General features: G+C 35.1%; 19 protein-coding genes and 1 pseudogene. 15 read left to right on the top strand and 5 right to left on the bottom strand.

Features of this window, described 5'->3' with window-relative positions:
* Positions 1-4 precede the first annotated feature (4 nt).
* The 3 genes from rbsB to inhA2 all read left to right on the top strand — a co-directional run bounded on the left by rbsB (position 5) and on the right by inhA2 (position 4329).
* Positions 5-931: a ribose ABC transporter substrate-binding protein RbsB gene (gene rbsB, locus MNO09_RS27575; protein ID WP_000758981.1), complete on the top strand. Its 927-nt coding sequence runs from the start codon at positions 5-7 to the stop codon at positions 929-931.
* Between the two features lie 34 nt (positions 932-965).
* Positions 966-1613, top strand: coding sequence for a fructose-6-phosphate aldolase (fsa, locus tag MNO09_RS27570; protein ID WP_000667669.1), 648 nt, complete (start codon positions 966-968; stop codon positions 1611-1613).
* 316 nt (positions 1614-1929) lie between these two features.
* Positions 1930-4329 (top strand): M6 family metalloprotease immune inhibitor InhA2, encoded by a 2400-nt coding sequence (inhA2, locus tag MNO09_RS27565; protein WP_001252996.1) that lies wholly within the window; start codon positions 1930-1932, stop codon positions 4327-4329.
* 283 nt (positions 4330-4612) lie between these two features.
* Here the strand turns inward: inhA2 and MNO09_RS27560 are convergent, their stop codons facing one another.
* The gene (locus tag MNO09_RS27560) at positions 4613-5791 is read right to left on the bottom strand and encodes an MFS transporter (RefSeq protein WP_000873252.1); all 1179 of its coding nucleotides are present in this window, start codon (positions 5789-5791) and stop codon (positions 4613-4615) included.
* 226 nt (positions 5792-6017) lie between these two features.
* On the opposite strand from MNO09_RS27560, the gene bdhA reads away from it, so the two are divergent.
* The 6 genes from bdhA (at position 6018) to MNO09_RS27530 (ending at position 12306) form a co-directional block, all read left to right on the top strand.
* Positions 6018-7070, top strand: a complete 1053-nt coding sequence (bdhA, locus tag MNO09_RS27555) for a (R,R)-butanediol dehydrogenase (protein WP_000645835.1) — start codon at positions 6018-6020, stop codon at positions 7068-7070.
* Positions 7071-7188: 118 nt separating this feature from the next.
* On the top strand, positions 7189-7533 hold the full coding sequence (locus MNO09_RS27550) for a potassium channel family protein (protein ID WP_000948235.1): 345 nt from the start codon (positions 7189-7191) through the stop codon (positions 7531-7533).
* Between the two features lie 264 nt (positions 7534-7797).
* Positions 7798-8649, top strand: coding sequence for a phospholipase CerA (gene cerA, locus MNO09_RS27545; RefSeq protein WP_000731006.1), 852 nt, complete (start codon positions 7798-7800; stop codon positions 8647-8649).
* Positions 8650-8721: 72 nt separating this feature from the next.
* Positions 8722-9723, top strand: coding sequence for a sphingomyelinase C (sph, locus tag MNO09_RS27540; RefSeq protein WP_000676780.1), 1002 nt, complete (start codon positions 8722-8724; stop codon positions 9721-9723).
* 109 nt (positions 9724-9832) lie between these two features.
* Positions 9833-11005 (top strand): amino acid deaminase/aldolase, encoded by a 1173-nt coding sequence (locus tag MNO09_RS27535; protein WP_000373764.1) that lies wholly within the window; start codon positions 9833-9835, stop codon positions 11003-11005.
* Positions 10993-12306, top strand: coding sequence for a D-arabinono-1,4-lactone oxidase (locus MNO09_RS27530; protein WP_000948938.1), 1314 nt, complete (start codon positions 10993-10995; stop codon positions 12304-12306). The genes MNO09_RS27535 and MNO09_RS27530 overlap by 13 nt, the downstream gene beginning before the upstream one ends.
* A gap of 7 nt (positions 12307-12313) precedes the next feature.
* Here MNO09_RS27530 and MNO09_RS27525 read toward each other — a convergent pair whose 3' ends face one another.
* Positions 12314-13465 (bottom strand): VanZ family protein, encoded by a 1152-nt coding sequence (locus tag MNO09_RS27525; protein WP_000128049.1) that lies wholly within the window; start codon positions 13463-13465, stop codon positions 12314-12316.
* Between the two features lie 172 nt (positions 13466-13637).
* Between MNO09_RS27525 and MNO09_RS27520 the strand changes: the two genes are divergently transcribed.
* Positions 13638-13841 (top strand): hypothetical protein, encoded by a 204-nt coding sequence (locus MNO09_RS27520; RefSeq protein WP_001268325.1) that lies wholly within the window; start codon positions 13638-13640, stop codon positions 13839-13841.
* Positions 13842-13959: 118 nt separating this feature from the next.
* Here MNO09_RS27520 and MNO09_RS27515 read toward each other — a convergent pair whose 3' ends face one another.
* Positions 13960-14772 (bottom strand): undecaprenyl-diphosphate phosphatase, encoded by an 813-nt coding sequence (locus MNO09_RS27515; protein ID WP_000434545.1) that lies wholly within the window; start codon positions 14770-14772, stop codon positions 13960-13962.
* A 134-nt stretch (positions 14773-14906) separates the two neighbouring features.
* A pseudogene (locus MNO09_RS31115) lies at positions 14907-15425 on the bottom strand (methyl-accepting chemotaxis protein); the annotation flags it as partial.
* Positions 15426-16071: 646 nt separating this feature from the next.
* On the opposite strand from MNO09_RS31115, the gene MNO09_RS27505 reads away from it, so the two are divergent.
* The 5 genes from MNO09_RS27505 (at position 16072) to MNO09_RS27485 (ending at position 20150) form a co-directional block, all read left to right on the top strand.
* Positions 16072-17343, top strand: coding sequence for a 3D domain-containing protein (locus MNO09_RS27505; protein ID WP_001105794.1), 1272 nt, complete (start codon positions 16072-16074; stop codon positions 17341-17343).
* Positions 17344-17455: 112 nt separating this feature from the next.
* Positions 17456-17674 (top strand): helix-turn-helix transcriptional regulator, encoded by a 219-nt coding sequence (locus MNO09_RS27500; RefSeq protein WP_000154013.1) that lies wholly within the window; start codon positions 17456-17458, stop codon positions 17672-17674.
* Positions 17667-18140 carry a hypothetical protein gene (locus MNO09_RS27495; protein ID WP_033657839.1) on the top strand — a complete coding sequence of 158 codons (474 nt, stop codon included), beginning with the start codon at positions 17667-17669 and terminating at the stop codon, positions 18138-18140. Before MNO09_RS27500 ends, MNO09_RS27495 begins: the two co-directional genes overlap by 8 nt.
* 116 nt (positions 18141-18256) lie before the next feature.
* On the top strand, positions 18257-18889 hold the full coding sequence (locus tag MNO09_RS27490; RefSeq protein WP_001041721.1) for a class A sortase: 633 nt from the start codon (positions 18257-18259) through the stop codon (positions 18887-18889).
* Positions 18890-19028: 139 nt separating this feature from the next.
* Positions 19029-20150 (top strand): YHYH domain-containing protein, encoded by a 1122-nt coding sequence (locus MNO09_RS27485; RefSeq protein ID WP_000813418.1) that lies wholly within the window; start codon positions 19029-19031, stop codon positions 20148-20150.
* A gap of 30 nt (positions 20151-20180) precedes the next feature.
* On the opposite strand, the gene MNO09_RS27480 is transcribed toward MNO09_RS27485, so the two are convergent.
* On the bottom strand, positions 20181-21566 hold the full coding sequence (locus MNO09_RS27480) for a peptide MFS transporter (RefSeq protein WP_000446267.1): 1386 nt from the start codon (positions 21564-21566) through the stop codon (positions 20181-20183).
* Between the last annotated feature and the right edge of the window lie 31 nt (positions 21567-21597).

Raw genomic sequence — 21597 nt, 5'->3', positions numbered from 1 at the left:
GTTCATGAAGAAATGGTTACTTATACTCGTTGCATGTATTATGGTCATTACTGCTGGTTGTTCAATGGAACCACCAGAATGGGCAAAGGATTCTAGCGATAAAGGTCGAAATAAAACTATTAAAGTTGGATTCTCTGTTTCAACTTTAAACAATCCTTTTTTTGTAACTTTGAAAAAGGGTGCAGAAAAGAAAGCGAAAGATAGCGGCATCGAGTTGATTGCTGTTGATGCACAAAATGATGCAGCAAAGCAAACGAACGATGTTGAAGATTTAATTCAAAAAGGTGTCGATGTAGTTGTTATTAATCCGACCGATTCAGATGCTGTTGCTTCAGCAGTAAGTGCGGCAAATGCAGCGAATGTCCCTGTTATTACAGTAGACCGCGTCGCAAATTCAGGTAAAGTTGTTTCTCACATTGCCTCTAATAATATTGAAGGTGGTCAAATGGCTAGTGATTACATTCGTGAATTAGTTGGCGGGGGAGCAAACGTTGCTGAATTAGAAGGAATCCCTGGCTCTTCTGCTGCTCGCGAGCGTGGGAAAGGATTCCATAACGTAGCGGATAAGTCTTTAAAAGTAGTTGCAAAACAAGCGGCTGATTTTGATAGAGCTAAAGGATTATCTGTTATGGAAAACATTTTGCAAGCAAATGGTGATATTAAAGCTGTGTTTGCGCATAACGACGAAATGGCATTAGGGGCACTTGAAGCATTGAAGTCTGCTGGAAAAACGGATGTAGTCGTTGTTGGGTTTGATGCAACAGAAGATGCTGTAAAAGCGGTTAAAGATGGGCGTATGGCTGCAACAGTTGCTCAAAAACCGGAATTAATCGGAGAGAAGGCGATGCAAACAGCAAAAGAGATCACGCAAGGTAAAAAAGTGGACAAATCTATTCCGATTGAATTAGAGCTTATTAAGAAAAATAAATAAATATAAAATGAAAATTAGGAAGGAAGAATAATAAATGAAATTCTTTATTGATACAGCAAACATTAATGAAATTAAAGAGGCAAATGCATTAGGCGTAGTAGCTGGAGTAACGACAAACCCATCACTTGTAGCAAAAGAAGGCGTAGATTTCCACGAGCGTATTCGTGAAATTTGCAGCTTTATAGAAGGACCTGTAAGCGCAGAAGTAATTAGCTTAGAAGCTGATAAAATGATTGAAGAAGGAAAAGAATTAGCGAAAATTGCTCCAAACGTTGTTGTAAAAGTTCCAATGACAACAGAAGGTTTAAAAGCAGTAAAAGCATTCTCTGACTTAGGAATTCGTACAAACGTTACATTAGTATTCTCAGCAGTTCAAGCATTACTTGCAGCTCGTGCTGGTGCAACATACGTTTCACCATTCTTAGGTCGCTTAGACGATATCGGTCATAACGGTATGGACCTAATCCGCCAAATCGCAGAAATCTTTGCAATTCACGGCATTGAAACAGAAATCATTGCAGCATCTGTACGTCACAGTGTTCACGTAACAGAAGCAGCATTAAACGGTTCACATATTGCAACAATCCCAGCAAACGTAATTGCTTCATTAGTGAAACATCCATTAACAGATCAAGGAATTGAGAAATTCTTAGCTGATTGGGAAAAAACACAAGAGAAATAATAGAAAATCGAGAATCCTAGTTTAATTGACTAGGGTTCTTTTTTGTTTGAAAGAATTTTCATGCAATTTTGCATATTGTCTTTTAAATTTGTTATATAAGCTATTTAATATATATCAAATCACTTTTTATTTTTCATATTTCGACATAAAAAGGTAGAGGTTCTGACCAGAAAACTGGAGGGGCATGATTCTATAACAGAAAGCTTAACGTTTATAGAATTATGCCTTTTTATATAGGGAGGGCAGAAAGTAGGGATTTTGATTTAAACGCACTAATTTATCTGAATTTTAAGTTTTATAAAAGGAGAGAAATAGAATGAGAAGAAAAGCGCCATTTAAAGTGTTATCATCTTTAGCAATTGCGGCAATTATCGGATGCACATCTGTAATGAGTACTCCGCTAGCATACGCAGAAACGCCAGCAAAAGAGAAAGACAATGTATCTACAACACCAATTGATTACAATTTAATTCAAGAAGATCGTTTAGCGGAAGCGTTGAAAGAAAGAGGAACAATTAATCCAGCATCTTCTAAAGAAGAGACGAAAAAAGCTGTAGAAAAGTATATTGAAAAGAAACAAGGAGATCAGGCAAATAAAGAAATCCTACCAGCGGATACTGCTAAAGAGGCATCTGATTTTGTGAAAAAAGTAAAAGAGAAAAAAATGGAAGAAAAGGAAAAGGTAAAAAAACCTGAAAAAAACGTTAGTCCTGAGCAAAAACCAGAACCAAATAAAAAACAATTGAATGGACAAGTCCCAACTTCTAAAGCAAAGCAAGCGCCATATAAAGGGTCTGTTCGAACTGATAAAGTATTAGTATTACTCGTTGAATTTAGTGATTATAAACATAATAATATTGATCAAACACCAGGGTATATGTATTCGAATGACTTTAGTAGAGAGCATTATCAAAAAATGTTATTTGGTAATGAACCGTACACGTTATTTGATGGTTCGAAAGTAAAAACGTTTAAACAATATTATGAAGAGCAGTCTGGTGGAAGTTATACGACAGATGGATATGTAACGGAATGGCTAACTGTTCCAGGAAAAGCGTCTGACTACGGTGCTGATGGTAGTAGTGGTCACGATAATAAAGGACCAAAAGGCGCACGTGATTTAGTGAAAGAAGCTTTACATGCAGCCGCTGAGAAAGGGTTAGATTTATCTCAATTTGATCAATTCGATAGATATGATACAAATGGTGATGGAAATCAAAATGAACCTGATGGTGTAATTGATCATTTAATGGTAATCCATGCTGGCGTTGGTCAAGAAGCTGGTGGCGGTAAATTAGGTGATGATGCAATTTGGTCACATCGTTCAAAATTAGCAATAGATCCAGTAGCGGTTGAAGGTACAAAATCAAAGGTAGATTACTTTGGTGGAAAAGTAGCGGCGCATGATTATACAATTGAACCAGAAGATGGAGCAGTAGGTGTATTTGCGCATGAATTTGGACATGATCTTGGCTTACCAGATGAATATGACACGAAATATACTGGAACTGGTTCACCTGTCGAAGCGTGGTCATTAATGAGTGGAGGTAGTTGGACAGGGAAAATTGCAGGAACAGAGCCAACTAGTTTCTCACCACAAAATAAAGACTTCTTACAAAAGAATATGGGCGGCAACTGGGCAAAAATTTTAGAAGTAGATTACGATAAAATTAAGCGTGGAGTAGGAATTCCTACATATATCGATCAAAGTGTTACGAAATCCAATCGTCCAGGCGTTGTACGTGTTAACTTACCGGGTAAGAGTGTTGAAACGATTAAACCGGAGTTTGGAAAGCATGCATATTATAGTACAAGAGGAGATGATATGCATACAACACTAGAGACACCATTCTTTGATTTAACAAAAGGAACAAATGCAAAATTCGATTATAAAGCAAATTATGAGTTAGAAGCAGAGTGCGATTTTGTCGAAGTGCATGCAGTAACAGAAGATGGAACGAAAACGTTAATTGATAGACTTGGAGAAAAAGTAGTCCAAGAAGATAAAGATACAACAGATGGAAAATGGATGGATAAATCATATGATTTAAGTCAATTTAAAGGGGAAAAAGTGAAACTGCAATTCGATTATATTACAGATCCGGCTGTAACATATAAAGGTTTCGCGATGGATAATGTAAATGTAACTGTTGATGGACAAGTTGTATTTTCTGATGATACAGAAGGACAGGCTAAAATGAATTTAAATGGTTTTGTTGTTTCTGATGGGACAGAAAAGAAAGCTCATTATTACTACTTAGAGTGGAGAAACTATGCGGGATCAGATAATGGATTAAAAGCAGGAAAAGGTCCAGTGTATAATACAGGTCTTGTCGTTTGGTATGCAGATGATAGCTTCAAAGATAACTGGGTTGGGGTGCATCCAGGTGAAGGATTCCTTGGCGTTGTGGATTCGCATCCAGAGGCATTTGTTGGGAATTTAAACGGAAGACCAACTTACGGTAATACAGGTATGCAAATTGCAGATGCTGCATTTTCATTTGATCAAACACCAGCATGGAGTGCAAATTCATTAACACGTGGACAGTTTAACTATTCTGGATTACAAGGTGTTACAACATTTGATGATTCAAAAGTATATAGTAACAAACAAATTGCAGATGCAGGAAGAAAAGTTCCAAACCTTGGACTTAAATTCCAAGTTGTTGGACAGGCAGAGGATAAATCGGCAGGCGCTGTTTGGATTAAACGTTAATAACATAAAAGCACATTCTTCATATGAAGAGTGTGCTTTTCAATTTGTACAGTAAGTTATTATTTTAGCTTATGTAATACAAGGGTCTGTTCATATGTAGTGTATCAAATTATGTGGGGAAAGGAAATATTTCCGAGGAAATTGTCGAAGTATCGTTGGTATTTATACACTTTTTTTGTAAAAGAAGAAATGTAGTGTTGCCTTTACAGTTTAACTTATTTACATTGTTACTTGGCTATACACAAAAGTAATATATACGGCAATAAAAGAGACAATGATGGAATTAACCCATCATTGTCTTTTTTACTTTGCTGTTTGCTTTACTTTTTATTTTGCTTCTTACATAAATCATTCCAGCGAATGTTAATAAGAATGCAGTTCCGATAACGAAGCTGACGCTAGGGGATGCCCCGATTGCACCAACTATAAAGGATCCAGAAACAACTCCTAATGAGAAGAAAGCATAAAACAATCCGAATGCTTTTCCGCGCTTATCATCTGTCGTATTTTCAACAAGTAATGCATTTATCGATGGGAAAAGGATAGCGAATCCAATGCCATAAATCATCATAACGATAAAGAGCATACCTTTTGTTGCGAATAATCCAAGTAAAGATAACGCGAATGCCATTACTGCAATCCCAATTAGCATGAGTTTTGAACGATTAAATCGATCGTAAATACGGTTTGTTGGTAGCAAGAAGAAGAGGATAGCGGTAATTCCGAATACACTTAACATCATGCCTGTTGTAGATGCTTTAAGCGCTAATGCCTCAACTTTCACTGGTAGCATATAAGTGACAATTCCTTGTGAGAACATTAGTGTGAAAGCACCAATATATGCTTGCAATAACGGTTCTGATTTCAATAGTTCAATCATATCTTCTTTGTTCATCATTTGTGTTCTTGAGGTATCTTTTCTTGATACGTTATTTGGTAAGAAGAATAGAGATACGATTGTACCAAGGACCATTAAAATAGAAATGGTGATGAACACCCACTCTATACCAGCAGTTGCTTTCATAATTCCACTGAAAGCCGGTCCTACAATTGCCGCTGTTCCAACAGCAGCACCAGATAGAGCCATTGCCTTACCTTGTCTTGCTGAATTTGTTTGTTTTGATAAAAACGTAAAAGCAGCAGGAATTAAAAATCCGTCACTAAAGCCGTGCATAAAGCGCACAACTAATAGTTGTTCACCACTTTGAACAACGGTGTATAACAAGACTATGAAACTCGTAAGTCCCATGCTTATATAAAGTATTTTTTTTGCACCAAATTTATCGACAGCAGCGCCAGCAATAATATTACCGATCATATTAGCGAATGAGTACATACCGACAACTAGCCCAATAATAAGAGGAGATCCTCCAAGACTTTGAGCGAACGTACTCATAATAGGTAATTGTGAAAATGTATCTAGAAACGCTACGATAACAATAAAGTAAATAAAATATTTCAAGCGATATTCACCTCTCCTCTGCTATTATGGCATAATGCTAATTTCAACCGCAATGAAATTAGCATTAACAGATGTGGAAAAAAGTCCAAAGTGACAAAATATTGAACGTTATTTGTTAAAATTTAGTGGAAATGAGATTGTTTTTTTGAAATATATGGATAGAAGTATTATAATAGATTGGTAAACTTCACCAGGTTAAGTATATACGTAGAGAGGGATGTATAAAATGAAAGCATTACTTTGGCATAATCAACGCGATGTACGAGTAGAAGAAGTACCAGAACCAACTGTAAGACCAGGAGCAGTTAAGATTAAAGTGAAATGGTGTGGTATCTGCGGAACAGACTTGCATGAATATTTAGCAGGACCTATTTTTATTCCAACAGAAGAGCACCCATTAACACACGTAAAAGCACCGGTTATTTTAGGTCATGAGTTTAGTGGTGAGGTAGTTGAAATCGGTGAAGGCGTTACTTCTCATAAAGTGGGAGATCGCGTCGTTGTAGAACCAATTTATTCTTGTGGTAAATGTGAAGCTTGTAAACATGGACATTACAATGTTTGTGAACAACTTGTTTTCCACGGTCTTGGCGGAGAAGGCGGCGGTTTCTCTGAATATACAGTAGTACCAGAAGATATGGTCCACCATATTCCTGATGAAATGACGTATGAACAAGGTGCACTTGTAGAACCAGCGGCGGTAGCAGTTCATGCAGTACGTCAAAGTAAATTAAAAGAAGGGGAAGCTGTAGCAGTATTTGGTTGTGGTCCAATTGGACTTCTTGTCATTCAAGCAGCTAAAGCAGCAGGAGCAACTCCTGTTATTGCAGTAGAACTTTCTAAAGAACGTCAAGAGTTAGCAAAATTAGCAGGTGCGGATTATGTATTAAATCCAGCTACTCAAGATGTACTAGCAGAAATTCGTAACTTAACAAGTGGTTTAGGTGTAAATGTGAGCTTTGAAGTAACAGGTGTCGAAGTAGTACTTCGTCAAGCGATTGAAAGTACAAGTTTTGAAGGACAAACTGTAATTGTTAGTGTGTGGGAAAAAGATGCGACAATTACGCCAAACAACCTTGTACTAAAAGAAAAAGAAGTTATCGGTATTCTTGGATACCGTCATATCTTCCCAGCTGTTATTAAATTAATTAGCTCTGGCCAAATTCAAGCAGAGAAATTAATTACGAAAAAAATCACAGTAGATCAAGTTGTTGAAGAAGGATTTGAAGCACTTGTAAAAGATAAAACACAAGTGAAAATTCTTGTTTCACCTAAATAATAGAGAATAGTAAAAAGTAGCCCTTTTCTAGAAATAGAAGAGGGCTACTTTTTTTCTATACAGAAAGGTGATAGACTTTCCTTTAACTACAGGTATTTTGTTTGGAAGGGGTAGTCTAATGCTTTCATTTATGTTGACATTGAAACGGATGCTAAAAGCTTGTTTACGAGCGTGGAAAGATAAAGAATTTCAAGTATTATTCGTATTAACATTTTTAACATTAACATCTGGTACAATTTTTTATAGTACAGTTGAAGGATTACGTCCTCTTGACGCTTTATATTTTAGTGTGGTCACGTTGACGACTGTCGGTGATGGGGATTTTAGTCCGCAAACTGATTTCGGAAAGATATTTACAATCTTATACATATTTATTGGGATTGGATTAGTGTTTGGATTTATTCATAAGTTGGCAGTTAATGTACAACTGCCAAGTATATTATCGAATAGAAAAAAAGAGTAAAGCATGTGGATGCTTTACTCTTTTTTTACATTAGTTTAGACAATCATTTGCAGTAGATTAACAATACTTTATTACAATATAAGTGCATTCATTCATTATATTCACTATGTATAAAGTTATAATGATATGAACATTTGCATATTTTAATTTATTGATAGAAATTTCATGAAAGGTGGGATATTCTAGTCATAGGTTAACCGGACGATATCATAGGATCCTAATAAAAAGTTTACAATAATTCAATTATAAAATGGAGGATTTCAGATGAAAAAGAAAGTACTTGCTTTAGCAGCAGCTATTACATTAGTAGCGCCGTTACAAAGTGTTGCATTTGCTCATGAAAACGATGGAGGAAGTAAAATAAAAATAGTTCATCGCTGGTCTGCTGAAGATAAACATAAAGAAGGCGTAAACTCTCATTTATGGATTGTAAACCGTGCCATTGATATTATGTCTCGCAATACAACACTTGTAAAACAAGATCGAGTTGCACAATTAAATGAATGGCGTACGGAATTAGAAAATGGTATTTATGCTGCTGACTATGAAAATCCTTATTATGATAATAGCACATTTGCTTCACATTTCTATGATCCAGACAATGGAAAAACATATATTCCATTTGCAAAGCAGGCAAAAGAAACTGGCGCTAAATATTTTAAATTAGCTGGTGAATCATATAAAAATAAAGATATGAAACAAGCATTCTTTTATTTAGGATTATCTCTTCATTATTTAGGAGATGTAAACCAACCGATGCATGCGGCAAACTTTACAAATCTTTCGTACCCACAAGGATTCCATTCTAAATATGAAAACTTTGTAGATACGATAAAAGATAATTATAAAGTAACGGATGGAAATGGATATTGGAACTGGAAAGGTACAAATCCAGAAGATTGGATTCACGGAGCGGCAGTAGCAGCGAAACAAGATTACGCTGGCATTGTAAATGATAATACGAAAGATTGGTTCGTAAAAGCAGCTGTATCACAAGAATATGCAGATAAATGGCGCGCTGAAGTTACACCAATGACAGGTAAGCGATTAATGGATGCACAACGTGTTACTGCCGGATACATTCAGCTTTGGTTTGATACGTACGGAGATCGTTAATTATTAAAAAAAGGTCAAATCTCACAATAGAGTATTTGGCCTTTTTATAACTAATACATGGAGGTATGAAGCGTGAAAGGAAAACTGCTAAAAGGTGTACTTAGCTTTGGGATTGGTTTAGGAGTTTTATACGTAGGATCTTCAGCTCAAGCAGAAACATCTACAAATCAAAATAATACTTTGAAAGTGATGACGCATAACGTGTATATGCTATCAACAAATTTATATCCGAACTGGGGACAAAGTGATCGTGCTGATTTAATTGGGGCGGCAGATTATATAAAGAATCAAGACGTTGTTATATTAAATGAAGTGTTTGATAATAGCGCATCAGATCGTTTGTTAGGGAATTTGAAGAAAGAATATCCAAATCAAACAGCGGTATTAGGTCGTAGTAACGGAAATGAATGGGATAAAACGTTAGGTAGCTATTCATCTTCAACTCCTGAAGATGGGGGCGTTGCAATCGTGAGTAAATGGCCGATCGTTGAAAAGATTCAATATGTATTTGCAAAAGGATGCGGGCCAGATAATTTATCGAATAAAGGATTTGTATACACGAAAATTAAGAAAAATGATCGTTTCGTTCATGTAATTGGGACGCATTTGCAGGCTGAAGATAGTATGTGCGGAAAAACTTCACCTGCATCTGTACGTACAAACCAGCTAAAAGAAATTCAAGATTTTATAAAAAATAAGAATATACCAAATGACGAGTACGTCCTATTTGGTGGCGATATGAACGTGAATAAAATAAATGCAGAGAACAATAGTGACTCAGAGTACGCATCTATGTTTAAAACATTGCACGCTTCTATTCCATCTTATACAGGACATACAGCAACTTGGGATGCGACGACAAACAGTATTGCGAAATACAATTATCCAGATGCATCTGCTGAACATTTAGATTATATTATTGCAAGTAAAGATCATGCGAATCCATCATTTATAGAGAATAAAGTATTACAACCGAAATCTCCAAAGTGGTCTGTTACATCATGGCTCAAAAAATATACGTATGATGATTATTCTGATCATTATCCAATAGAGGCAACTATTTCTATGAAATAGTCCTAAAAAAGTTTCTTCTTAAATAGGAAGAAACTTTTTTATTTTGTAGAGGAAATTTAAACTTTCTTTCCAATATGTATAAGACATATAGAGAAGAGGAGAGAAAAATGTGGATCGAGGAATTTTTAAAGAGGTTCCATTACCGTGTGCATTTTTGGATGAAGTGGCTTTAGATAGAAATATTCAATCGATTATAGAATTAAGTGGGAATAAGAAGATTCGTATAGCGAGTAAATCGTTACGTTCTGTTCCAGTTATGCAAAAGATTTTAGCTACAAATGATCGATTTCAAGGTATTATGTGTTTTTCACCTAGAGAGGCTTTGTTTTTAATTGAACAAGGATTCAATGATTTATTGCTCGGATATCCTGCTTATGATAAAAGGGCTTTACATGAAATAAGTTTGCTAACAAAGCAAGGCCTCATTATAACTTGTATGGTGGATTGTGAAGACCATATTGTTTATCTAGAAAAAATTGCTGAGGAGTCTAAAGGGTGTTTTCGTGTTTGTTTGGATATTGATATGAGTAGTCGTTTTTTTCAATTTCATTTTGGGGTAAACAGATCACCGGTAAAAGATGTGCAAGGTGCTTTGAAAATAGTAAAAAGGGTGAAAGAATCATCATTTTTAATACTAGATGGTGTAATGGGATATGAAGCTCAAATTGCTGGGGTAGGAGATCACATACCGAATCAAAGAGTGAAAAGTAAAGTGATTTCGTATTTAAAGAAGAAGTCAGTGTTAGAAGTTAAAGAAAGAAGAGGACATATCGTAAAAGAAATACAAAACCTAGGTATTGAACTAAGGTTTGTAAATGGGGGAGGCACAGGAAGTATAAAAACAACTGAGCAAGATAATTCAGTTTCAGAGATTACAATAGGTTCTGCTTTTTACGCTCCGAAACTGTTTGATTATTATAAAGAGGTCAAATTTCATCCAGCTGTCGGATTTGCCTTACCAGTTGTGCGGAAATCAGCCCCGTTTATTTACACTTGTCTAGGCGGTGGATATATTGCCTCAGGCGCAATTGGGAAAGATAAAGAACCTGAGGTTTGGAGGCCAAATGGTGCAAAATTGTTAGCTTTAGAAGGTGCTGGCGAGGTACAAACACCGATTTTTTATAACGGCGAGGAACAAGTAGAGATAGGAGATTCTATCTTGTTTCGCCATAGTAAAGCTGGAGAATTAAGTGAGCGGTTTCCTTTTTTATATCGTGTGAAAGAAGGAGAGATTGTTGGGGAGTATTCAACATATCGGGGGGATGGTCAATGCTTTCTATAAAGGGGCAAAAATGGAGAAATTGGACAGGGAATGTAGAAGGAACGCCGCATTATACGATGTATCCAGAAAGTATACAAGATGTAGTAGAAGTTGTAGGGCTTGCGCGAAAAAAGGAGAAGAAAATTCGTGTTGTCGGTTCAGGGCACTCGTTTACACCTCTTGTGCAAACGGAAGAAATTTTAGTTTCTTTAGATGAATTGAAGGGCATTGTGAATATTGATGCGGAGAAGATGACCGTTGAAGTATGGGCAGGAACAAAGCTATATGACCTAGGAAAGTTACTTGAAGAAAAAGGTTATGCACAAGAAAATTTAGGGGATATTGATTCGCAATCTATTGCAGGAGCGATTAGTACGGGAACTCATGGGACGGGTGTTACCTTTGGGAGTTTATCAACACAAGTTATAGAGATTACCGCAGTTTTATCTACAGGTGAGAGTATAGTTTGTTCGGAAACTGTGAATGTGGAATATTGGAGAGCCTTTCAGTTGTCGCTTGGGATGCTAGGTATCATTGTAAAAATAAAATTGAAAGTTATCAGGGCGTATTCACTTGTGTATGAAAGTGAAAAACAGTCACTATCTACTGTAATGAACAAATTAGAAGAATATAAGAAGAATCGCCATTTTGAGTTTTTTGTTTTTCCTTATTCAGATGAAGTACAAGTGAAATTTACAAACGAAACAACGGGTAAAAAAAGTGATTTGAAATGGCATAAACTAAAGGTAGAGTTGCTTGAAAATAAGATGTTTTCTTTGTTATCTAAAGGATGTAAATGGTTTCCTTCTATAAGTAAAGGAGTAAGTCGATTATCGGCTAAAGCTGTACCGAATACAAAAATAATCGGCCCGAGTTATGAAGTGTTTGCTACATCGCGTGCGGTTCCATTTTATGAAATGGAGTATAGCGTTCCTTCAAAGTATATGCGGACCGTTGTAGAAGAAATTTCAAGCCTTATTGAAAAGAAAAAGTATAAAGTGCACTTCCCAATTGAATGCCGTTATGTGAAAAGGGATGACATATGGCTCAGTCCAGCGTATGGAAGAGATTCAGCGTATATAGCTGTTCATATGTATAAAGGTATGAAGTATGCTGCTTATTTTGGTGAGGTGGAGAAAATTTTTCTAAAGTATGAGGGACGCCCGCATTGGGGAAAAATGCATACGTTAACGTACGAAAAATTACAAAATATATATCCAGAATTGCATTCGTTTCTAAAGGTGAGGAAGTTATTAGATGAAGCAGAAATGTTTTCAAACCCTTACACAGAAAAATTATTTACGATTATGAAAAAAAGCTGACAAAGTATTACTTGTCAGCTTTTTTTAGTATGATTGCATTTCTTGTTTGACTAATTCGCTCGTAAAATAGTAACTTATCACGACTAAATACATGTAATAAAACATGAATAATAAATAGACCGTTAATTACGAGTTGGAATAATAATATAACTACTAATACTAAAGGCTCTTTAAGATTTAAGATAGAGCTACTAGAAAGAATATAATTGATTCCACCTAAAACGAAATAGAATATACCGTAACGGATGAATAGTTCCTTCAACGTAATACGATCTGATTTCCCTTTCACGTAAATACGAAGCAATGCTTTACCAATTGTCTTTCCATTCGTAAAGTATGGAATGATAATAAAGTAAATAAAGATCGAACACGTTATGAAAATGAGTTCGTATATGTTCGTGTAAGATTGAATATTAGAAACAAAGAAGGAATTTCCTTTGTTTTTAATGACAGGTACAACGATAGATAAGAAAATCCAATCAATTTGCATCGCGATAAAACGACGAACGAATCCGACTGGTTTTGTTTCCAAATCAATATGACTATCTAATTCGTTTGCTTTCGGAAGGAAGTACGTAAATATTGGTGCAATGATAAAGCCAATTACGCCGCCTAATGTATTTAAAAACAGATCGTCTATATCAAATAAGCGGTAGGCACAATTATATATACCGTATAGTCCAGTCACTTGTGTTAGCTCGAAAAAGAGTGAAAGACAAAAAGAAATACAAATTGTTTGTAAGAAACTACGTCGGAAATAATAACGTAAGTAAATACCAAATGGAACGGTTAATAGAACGTTAAATGCTACTTGTAAAAACGCAGATTCTTTTAATAGGTAGAAATAAGTAGCTGGTTTCGTTAAAATTGCCGAGGTATGATTACTAATTTCTTGTATGAAATAAAATGGTGATAGTTGCATATGTTGCGTATTAGCCGGTTGTAGGCTACAAGTATCATATGTTTGTGGTAACGGCAAAATCACAAGAAAATAGGCATTTAATAAGTAAAGTAATAATGAGTATAAAATAAATGAACGCCATTTATTTAAATAACCATACTTTCGGTAGTTAAATATTAAAAAAGGTATTAAGAGAAACATTGCTAAAATAGGAAATAAAATAAATGCTGTTTTTACTGGAAATAAATATGCAGTCAAAATGAAGCTCCTTTCATTGAAAATTCGTTTATCATTATAACGTTAAAAGAGCCTAAAAACAAAATTAAAATATTTCGAAATAGAAAAAATTTCAAATTTAAACGGGATTAAGTTACACTAAATTTAATATAAGGATATTGTGATTATTATAAGTTGAGAGAGGGTACAAGATATGCGATATGAGCTTTTTTCTGTAAGTGGGGATCATATTAGAACTTTTGAAAGTGCATGGCGTTTTCAGGAGGGAGAACAGATTTTTGTTCATGATGATCAAACAAAACGAAATTTTATTATTATCCGCCTAACGCATGATGTATTTCAACAAAATAAACATGTTATTCGTTTGTATTGTCAAGAAAAGAAAGTATACGCATAAAAGGGGGCCCCTCTTACTGTACAGAAAGGTAAGAGGGGTTTTATCATTATAAAGATATAAAAAAGCGAGTCATCCTAGTTTAATAGAATGACTCGTTTTTCGATTTGTAAGTTGAACTTTATAAGAAAATAAGAGTAAGTACACCTACGATAATGCAATAGAAAGAGAAATATTTTAAATTTCCTTTTGCCATAATGTTCATAAACCATTTTAAAGAAATATACGTCATGATAAATGTTGCGATAAATGCAACGACATATGGTACGAATAATGTGTCTAGATTTGGATCTTTTGCAATGTCTGTAATACTTAGTAATAAACCACCTAAGCTAACAGGGATATATAGTAAGAATGAGAAACGAAGAGCTGTTTCTTGCTTCATACCAAGTAACATCGCTGCTACGATTGTTGCACCTGATCGGCTTATTCCAGGAATTAGTGCGCAAGCTTGTGCTAATCCGACGATGATTGCATCTTTCATAGAAAGGTCGCCATCATTTTTACGCCCACGCAAGTTTCTAATAATCCAAAGGCCGACAGCAGTAATAAGGAGGGAAATCCCAACCATCTGCACACCTTTTAAGTACTGATCGATGTAATCTTTAAATAAAACACCAATAACACCTGCTGGAATGGTCGCAATAACAAGATAAATAATAAAGAAGAAATCTGATTTTGCGTCTTCTGCTCTTGTGAATATATAAGATAGACCATTCTTCGTTAGACGAATTAAATCATTTCTATAAATAAGTAATACAGCTAATAATGAAGCTGAATTAACAAGTAGTTCGAAGCTAAACCCTTCTATTTTTAGTCCTAGCAAATGCTGTGCTAAAACGAGGTGACCGCTTGAAGAAATCGGAATTGGTTCTGTTAGTCCTTGGAACAGACCAAGAATTAAATATTTTAAAATGTAATGAAATTGTTCCATAAAAACCTCCTTGTTTATTAGTCGAAAGAAACAACTTGTTCATTATAACAAAGATACGGATGAATATTGAGAAGAAATAAATATTCGAAATATAATAAAAACCCCTTATAGCGCGCTATAAGGGGTTTTTATTATTAATGAGAAGCCGTTGTTTCTTGAAGACCTTTAGTCAATTGAACATCGACTTTTTCGGCATCATGAATGTGGTTCATAATAGTAGTATTTAATTTTTGGAACATTTGTTGTGTATTAGCGAATTCTCGTAATATATCATCATTACAAGATTTTTGGTTTTCGATAGCTTTAATAACATTTGTAGCACCATTTTGTAACGTTTGAATCATAATTAAAATATTTTCAATTCTAGCGTTTGTATCGGCACTCATTTCTACACCTTCATCGACTAAATGTAAATTATCTTTTGTGTTATCGTATGCTTTTTCAATTTCTTCTTGAATTTTTTTCGTTAAGTTGCCGATGTTTTTTGTACTTTCCGCTGTACTTTCCGCTAGCTTTCTTACTTCATTAGCAACGACAGCGAATCCTTTACCGTGCTCTCCAGCGCGCGCAGCTTCAATACTCGCATTTAAAGCAAGTAAATTCGTTTGTGCTGCAATGTTTTGAATGACTTCTACAATTTGCTCGATTTCTTTTGAACGTTCACTTAAATGATTCATACTGTTAGACGTACGCTGAGATTGTTCACCTAATTTGTTAATTACAATAAGTAAACGGTGAACAGATTCTTTTCCTTCATTAGAACAGTCAATAATTTCTTCAATAGATTGAATTAAGCTTTGTTCTTTTTGTAACATTTCGTTATTCAATTCATTGGAATGTGTAGTACGCGTTGAAACATTTTCGAAACATGAGTTTAATTGTTGAACTAAATTTTGAAGTGTATGGTGTTGATTATTTACAAGTTGATGCTCTTGAACGACGTTTTGCACACGGTCGTGAATAGAAGAAATGATCACTTGTTTTTCAGTATCTTTTTGTTTTAATTCTGCTTCTAGTTCTTGTATACGATTTTCTAATTGATCAATTTTATGTAGAAGTGATTTTTTTTGAGTAAACATATATTTATTTCAACCGCCTTTAGAAGTTATATTTTCTCTATATTTGGATTTTAGCATCTTTTATAATTTTTAAATATAGGAATTGTTAAATATTTAAGAATCTATTACATTTTATGCATAATTCCCTTTTTTTCGTCATGAAAAATAAACTGTATTTAATGGTATTGTAAACAAACTGTAAAATAAATCATGTATAACTGTATAAGAAGGGAGTCGGATTATGAACTATTTTAAGCGAATCAGTAGTCTAGTATTAGCAGGAATTATCGGTCTTTCTAGTACAGTCGCTGTAAAAGCAGAGTCAAACGACGAGAAACTTAACAACATGCAACAGCAATTGCAGCAAAACGATGCAGATATGCAAAAGAAAGAGCAAGAGAAGCAAGCTGTTAGTAAAGAAATTAAAGGTATCGAAAACGAACTACATAATTTAAATAATACAATTGCAAAAAATAAAGAGGATCAAGCTGCTATTCAACGTAAAATTGATGAAACACATAAGCAGATTGAGCAAAAAAAGAATGAAATTGTCGTTTTAGAGGATAAAGTCCTTGCTCGTAAGGATATTATGAGAAAACGTATGGTTTCTGTTCAAAACAGTTCAAATACAAGTTTAGTAGTGGAAGTTGTAGTAGAGTCAAAAAACTTTGCAGATTTCTTACAACGTATGAACGCAGTTTCTACTATTTTAGAAGCTGATAAAGAAATTTTACGTCTACAAGAACAAGATCTTCGTCAAATTGAAGAGGATAAGAAAACAATTGATGAAAAAGAAGCATCTTTAGTAGTAGACAAACAAAAATTAGCAAAAGCACAAGCTGAGTTGCAGGATAACTTGAAAAAGCGTCAAGATAACTTACAAACAGTTCAAGCTAAATATAATCAGGTTGCAAGCCAACTTAATTTAGCAGCAGAAGAAAAAGCTAAAATTGAGTCAAATATGAAGGCAGTACAAGAAACAATTGCTCGTGAGCAAGAAGCAGCAAGAATTGCAGCAGAAGAGCGTGCAAAAGCAGAGGCAGCTGCAAAAGCTGAGCAAGAAGCTTTAGCTAAGGCACAGGCAGATGTTGCTGAAAAACAAAAGCAAAAGCAAGAGCAAGAGCAAGCTAGTAAGCCAGCTCAAACTAAAAATAATAATTCAAGTGTAGAACCTGCACAACCATCTAAACCAGCTGCTGGTGGAAGAGAAATCTATGTACATGCAACAGCTTATACAGCAGATCCAGGTGAAAATGGCTATGCACCAGGTCAACAAGTATATTCTGCATGGGGAGGCTATAACCTAACTGCAAACCCAGGAATGAAATTAATTGCAGTGGACCCATCTGTTATCCCATTAGGTTCTCGCGTATATGTTGAAGGATACGGAGAAGCAATTGCAGCAGATACTGGTGGCGCGATTAAAGGTCACAAAATTGATGTTTTAATGCCAGATAAAGCTTCATCTAGTAAATGGGGCAGAAAAAATGTTAAGCTTACAATTTTAAATTAACATGTAATCCAACTTTACAATATGTAAAGTTGGATTTTTTTGTAATTATAATGTTAAGTTGAGTTTACATTTTGTTAAGGATAGCATACAATGACGGTGAGAGGTGGTAAATTTGACCATTTTAAATAGAGTGAAGGAATTAAGAGCTCGGTTTAATTTTTCGCAAAGTGTATTAGCAGAAAAGGTTGGAGTGACAAGACAAACAATCGCGGCAATTGAAAAAGGGGATTATGTCCCTTCACTGTTATTAGCACTTACGATTTGCGATGTATTTCAGTTAAAGATGGAAGATGTGTTTGTTTTAAATAAGGAGGGGGAGAATGATGAATAAAATTGCTGTTTCTTATATTGTAAATGTGCTGAGATTTGTGATTGCTTGTTGGGCATTTATTGAACTCTATTATGCTTGGATAGAGCTGGCAAATATTATTGAAACTGAGAAATTGCCATTTGAAGTAACAATCAATATGATACCATTAGGAATGTTAACAATTGTAGCTATTATAACGACGATTTTTTATAAAGTTCAAAAGAAGAAACATAAAGCACTTTCTTATTGGATGTACCCGTTATTATTTCCACAGACAGATGAGCGGGAAAAAGAAATCACGCAAAAGGCGTGCCGAACAACATTTATTTCATTCTGGTACGGAGTAGTTATTGCTATTGGATTTTTAACACTTTCTCCTGTAGCTAATTTATATATTCCTGGATATCCGTTATATATTTTATTTTTCATGCTTTTTGTTCAAATGACAGTCTTTTACGTATCATTATACAGAAATAAATTAGTCTAAAAAGAAACCTTCTTGCATTAGCAAGAAGGTTTCTTTTTAGCTTACACTTGTACATATAGCAATATTATCTTATCATTTTATATAGAGTAAGATTTTGTAAGGGAAAGGAATTGTATATGAATAAGCAAAGAATTTATAGTATAGTAGCAATCCTTCTATTTGTTGTAGGTGGTGTGTTAATCGGAAAGCCATTTTACGATGGATATCAGGCTGAAAAGAAACAGACTGAAAATGTGCAGGCTGTTCAAAAGATGGATTATGAAAAACATGAGACGGAATTTGTAGATGCTTCGAAAATTAATCAGCCAGACTTAGCAGAAGTAGCGAATGCATCATTAGATAAGAAACAAGTAATTGGTCGTATTTCGATCCCGAGTGTTTCATTAGAACTTCCTGTTTTAAAATCTTCTACTGAGAAAAACCTATTATCAGGTGCAGCAACAGTAAAAGAAAATCAAGTAATGGGAAAAGGGAACTATGCATTAGCAGGACATAATATGTCTAAAAAAGGTGTTTTATTTAGTGATATAGCTTCTTTGAAAAAAGGCGATAAAATTTATTTGTATGATAATGAAAACGAATATGAGTATGCGGTTACTGGTGTATCTGAAGTAACTCCTGATAAGTGGGAAGTTGTAGAGGATCATGGGAAAGATGAGATAACGCTTATTACATGTGTATCTGTGAAAGATAATTCTAAGCGTTACGTTGTTGCTGGTGATTTAGTAGGAACGAAGGCGAAGAAGTAAAAAAGAAGGTCAACTCTTTAAAGAGTTGACCTTCTTTTTTACTAATGTTGAGAAATAATAGAATATTTTAGTTGGTATTTAAGTATTTTTCTATTTATGTATAATAAAGTTAGAATTCAAGATTTTGGGAGGAACAAGAGTGAAACAACAGGTGAAGAAACTTCTTTTAACAACAAGTGTAGCGTTATTGGTAGCTCCAATTTCAGCCTATGCGCATCCAGGGCGTACAGATGCTAATGGGGGACATACGTGTCGTACAAATTGTGAAAAATGGGGATTACAGTACGGGGAATATCATTATCACAATAAGCCAGCTTCTAGTAGTGGTGCAACGAGTTCAGCTCCTAGCCCAAATAATAATGGTGCTGTAGAAGCTGAAAGACAAGTAGAAGCGCAGCGCAATACTGAAGCTGAAAAACAACGTGCCGCAGAGGCGCAGCGTAAAGCTGAAGAAGAGAGACAACGTGTAGCGGAGGAACAAAGAAAAGCAGAGGAAGAGAGACAACGTGTAGCTGAAGAACAAAGAAAAGCAGAAGAGGCACGTAAGCGAGAGGAAGCACAGCGTCAAGCTGATATGGAAAAAGGGCAGCTTGAGGGACAAAAAAGTGGAGAGACTGATTTTAAAGCAGGGAAAAATGATGCGGAATCACATTTAGCTGGAAAATCAGATACATATAAAGAAGCATTCAAAACTGCATATGCTGCATCTTGGTCTTTAGAAGAACAGAAGAAAACGTATTTTGAAAAAGGAAAAGAGCAAGGTTTAGCACAAGAGACGATGGAAGATAGTCAAATTGCTCCGGAGTTTAAGCCGAACTTTGCAGAAGGTTTCCAAGTAGGGAATAAAGAAAGAACAGAAAAAATTGAAAAAGAGCAAGCTGAACTAGGGGAAAAGGCAGGTAAGGAACTAGCTGGAAAGAAACCTGGAAATAGAGAGAAAGATGTGTATGTGAAGGCGTATGAAACAGCTTATGAAAAGGGCTATAAGTCTACAAAAAAAGCAGTAGAAAAGGCTGGCTATAAGTATGCATTTGAAAACTATGATTTGAAAATTCCTGCTAAGTATGAAAAAAATGAATCGTTAAAGAAATGGTTTATTGAAGGATTTAAATCAAATAAAAAAGCAGCAGAAATTAGAGAAGAAGGCTATAAAAAAGGAGACAGTTGGCTTGCATTCTTCTATAAGAATTTTGTGCCAAGTGAATATAAAGAACATAAAGAGCTGTACGAACAAGCGATAGAAAAAGGTAAGAATGCATAAAAAAAGATGAGGGGAATCCCTCATCTTTTTTTATTCCATCCATTTCACTAATCTCTTAGAAATTAATAATAAAACAAAACCTAACACAATTGCTGCAGCTCCGATTACTGTAAATACTTCAGCATACCCAAGTGAAGTTGTGAAGCTTGCTAGTTGTCCACCTAAAATGTTGGCGATTCCTGAGCTTGCTAACCATACTCCCATTAATAAAGAAGCAAGTTTTACTGGGGCAAGTGCACTAACCATTGATAGTCCAACAGGTGATAAGAATAGCTCACCTAACGTATGGAAAAGATACGTAAAGACGATAAATAGTAAGTTTGCTTTTTCTGTAATGTTATGTTCATCACTACCTGTTTTTAATGTAGCGATAACGAGAATGATATAACCGATACCAAGCAAGATCATACCAAGTCCCATTTTTGTTGGGATTTTTAAATCCCCGCGCTTGCGAGTTGCAAGTTTTGCCCATAATGCTGAAATGACTGGAGCAAGTAAAATAATAAATAATGGATTGACCGATTGGAACCAAGATGTTGGAACTTCCCATCCGAAAACAGAGCGGTCTACAAATTTGTTTGTATATAATGTTAACGAACTACCAGCTTGTTCAAAGCCAGCCCAGAAAAAGACAACAAAGCATGTTAAAATGACGATAACTGCGGTACGTTGTTTTTCTTTTTTTGTTAAAGGTGTATCTCCAACTGTTGGTTGTCCATCAGCTGTTTGCAAATCGCGAGTTGGTTTTTTACCGATATCACCAAGGTAGCGATTTGATAATGTTGTAAATAAAATTTGTCCAATAATCATTCCGATTGAAGCTGCTAAGAAACCGTAACGGAATCCATAATGTACAACGCCATCAATTGTTGTTTTGAATAAATTTTCTGATAAAAATCCACAAACGAGTGGAGCTAAAAATGATCCGACGTTAATACCCATATAGAAAATGGTAAATGCACTATCACGTTTTGGATCATTCTCTTCGTATAATTCTCCCACAAGTGTAGAGATATTCGGTTTAAAGAATCCATTACCGATAATAATAAGCGCTAATCCGAGGTATAGGCCTAATTGGTTTTGCAAGGCAAATAGTGTAAGGTTACCGAGTGCCATTGTTATACCACCAATTGTGATGGCTTTTCGTCTACCTAGAAAACGGTCTGTTAAGTATCCACCAATCAATGGTGTGAAATAACAAGCTCCAGTATAAAATCCGTAAATAGAGAGTGCCCATGCGGGACTAAACCCAAGACCACCGCTTACTAAAGCTGTCGTTAAATATAATGTTAATAATCCTCGTAATCCATAGTAACTAAATCTTTCCCACATTTCTGTAAAGAAGAGTAAGTATAAACCTGGAGGATGTTTCTTTTTTCTTTGTTGTTCTCTTTCTAGTTGTATCGTTGATTCCATGTTATTTTCCTCCTGACACAAACAAAAACAA

The sequence above is a fragment of the Bacillus sp. N5-665 genome (assembly GCF_022637375.2).
GTDB lineage: Bacteria > Bacillota > Bacilli > Bacillales > Bacillaceae_G > Bacillus_A > Bacillus_A wiedmannii.
Note: the sequence above shows the minus strand (reverse complement) of the source record. Positions and strands in the feature narration are given on the sequence as shown.

Coding starts and splice junctions, on each gene's coding strand:
- MNO09_RS27515 (WP_000434545.1), bottom strand. CDS start 14,772: ATGGAACAATTTCATTACATTTTAAAATATTTAATTCTTGGTCTGTTC.
- MNO09_RS27490 (WP_001041721.1), top strand. CDS start 18,257: ATGAATAAGCAAAGAATTTATAGTATAGTAGCAATCCTTCTATTTGTT.
- MNO09_RS27530 (WP_000948938.1), top strand. CDS start 10,993: ATGCTTTCTATAAAGGGGCAAAAATGGAGAAATTGGACAGGGAATGTA.
- MNO09_RS27495 (WP_033657839.1), top strand. CDS start 17,667: ATGAATAAAATTGCTGTTTCTTATATTGTAAATGTGCTGAGATTTGTG.
- cerA (WP_000731006.1), top strand. CDS start 7,798: ATGAAAAAGAAAGTACTTGCTTTAGCAGCAGCTATTACATTAGTAGCG.
- fsa (WP_000667669.1), top strand. CDS start 966: ATGAAATTCTTTATTGATACAGCAAACATTAATGAAATTAAAGAGGCA.
- MNO09_RS27480 (WP_000446267.1), bottom strand. CDS start 21,566: ATGGAATCAACGATACAACTAGAAAGAGAACAACAAAGAAAAAAGAAA.
- MNO09_RS27505 (WP_001105794.1), top strand. CDS start 16,072: ATGAACTATTTTAAGCGAATCAGTAGTCTAGTATTAGCAGGAATTATC.
- MNO09_RS27520 (WP_001268325.1), top strand. CDS start 13,638: ATGCGATATGAGCTTTTTTCTGTAAGTGGGGATCATATTAGAACTTTT.
- bdhA (WP_000645835.1), top strand. CDS start 6,018: ATGAAAGCATTACTTTGGCATAATCAACGCGATGTACGAGTAGAAGAA.
- rbsB (WP_000758981.1), top strand. CDS start 5: ATGAAGAAATGGTTACTTATACTCGTTGCATGTATTATGGTCATTACT.
- inhA2 (WP_001252996.1), top strand. CDS start 1,930: ATGAGAAGAAAAGCGCCATTTAAAGTGTTATCATCTTTAGCAATTGCG.
- MNO09_RS27550 (WP_000948235.1), top strand. CDS start 7,189: ATGCTTTCATTTATGTTGACATTGAAACGGATGCTAAAAGCTTGTTTA.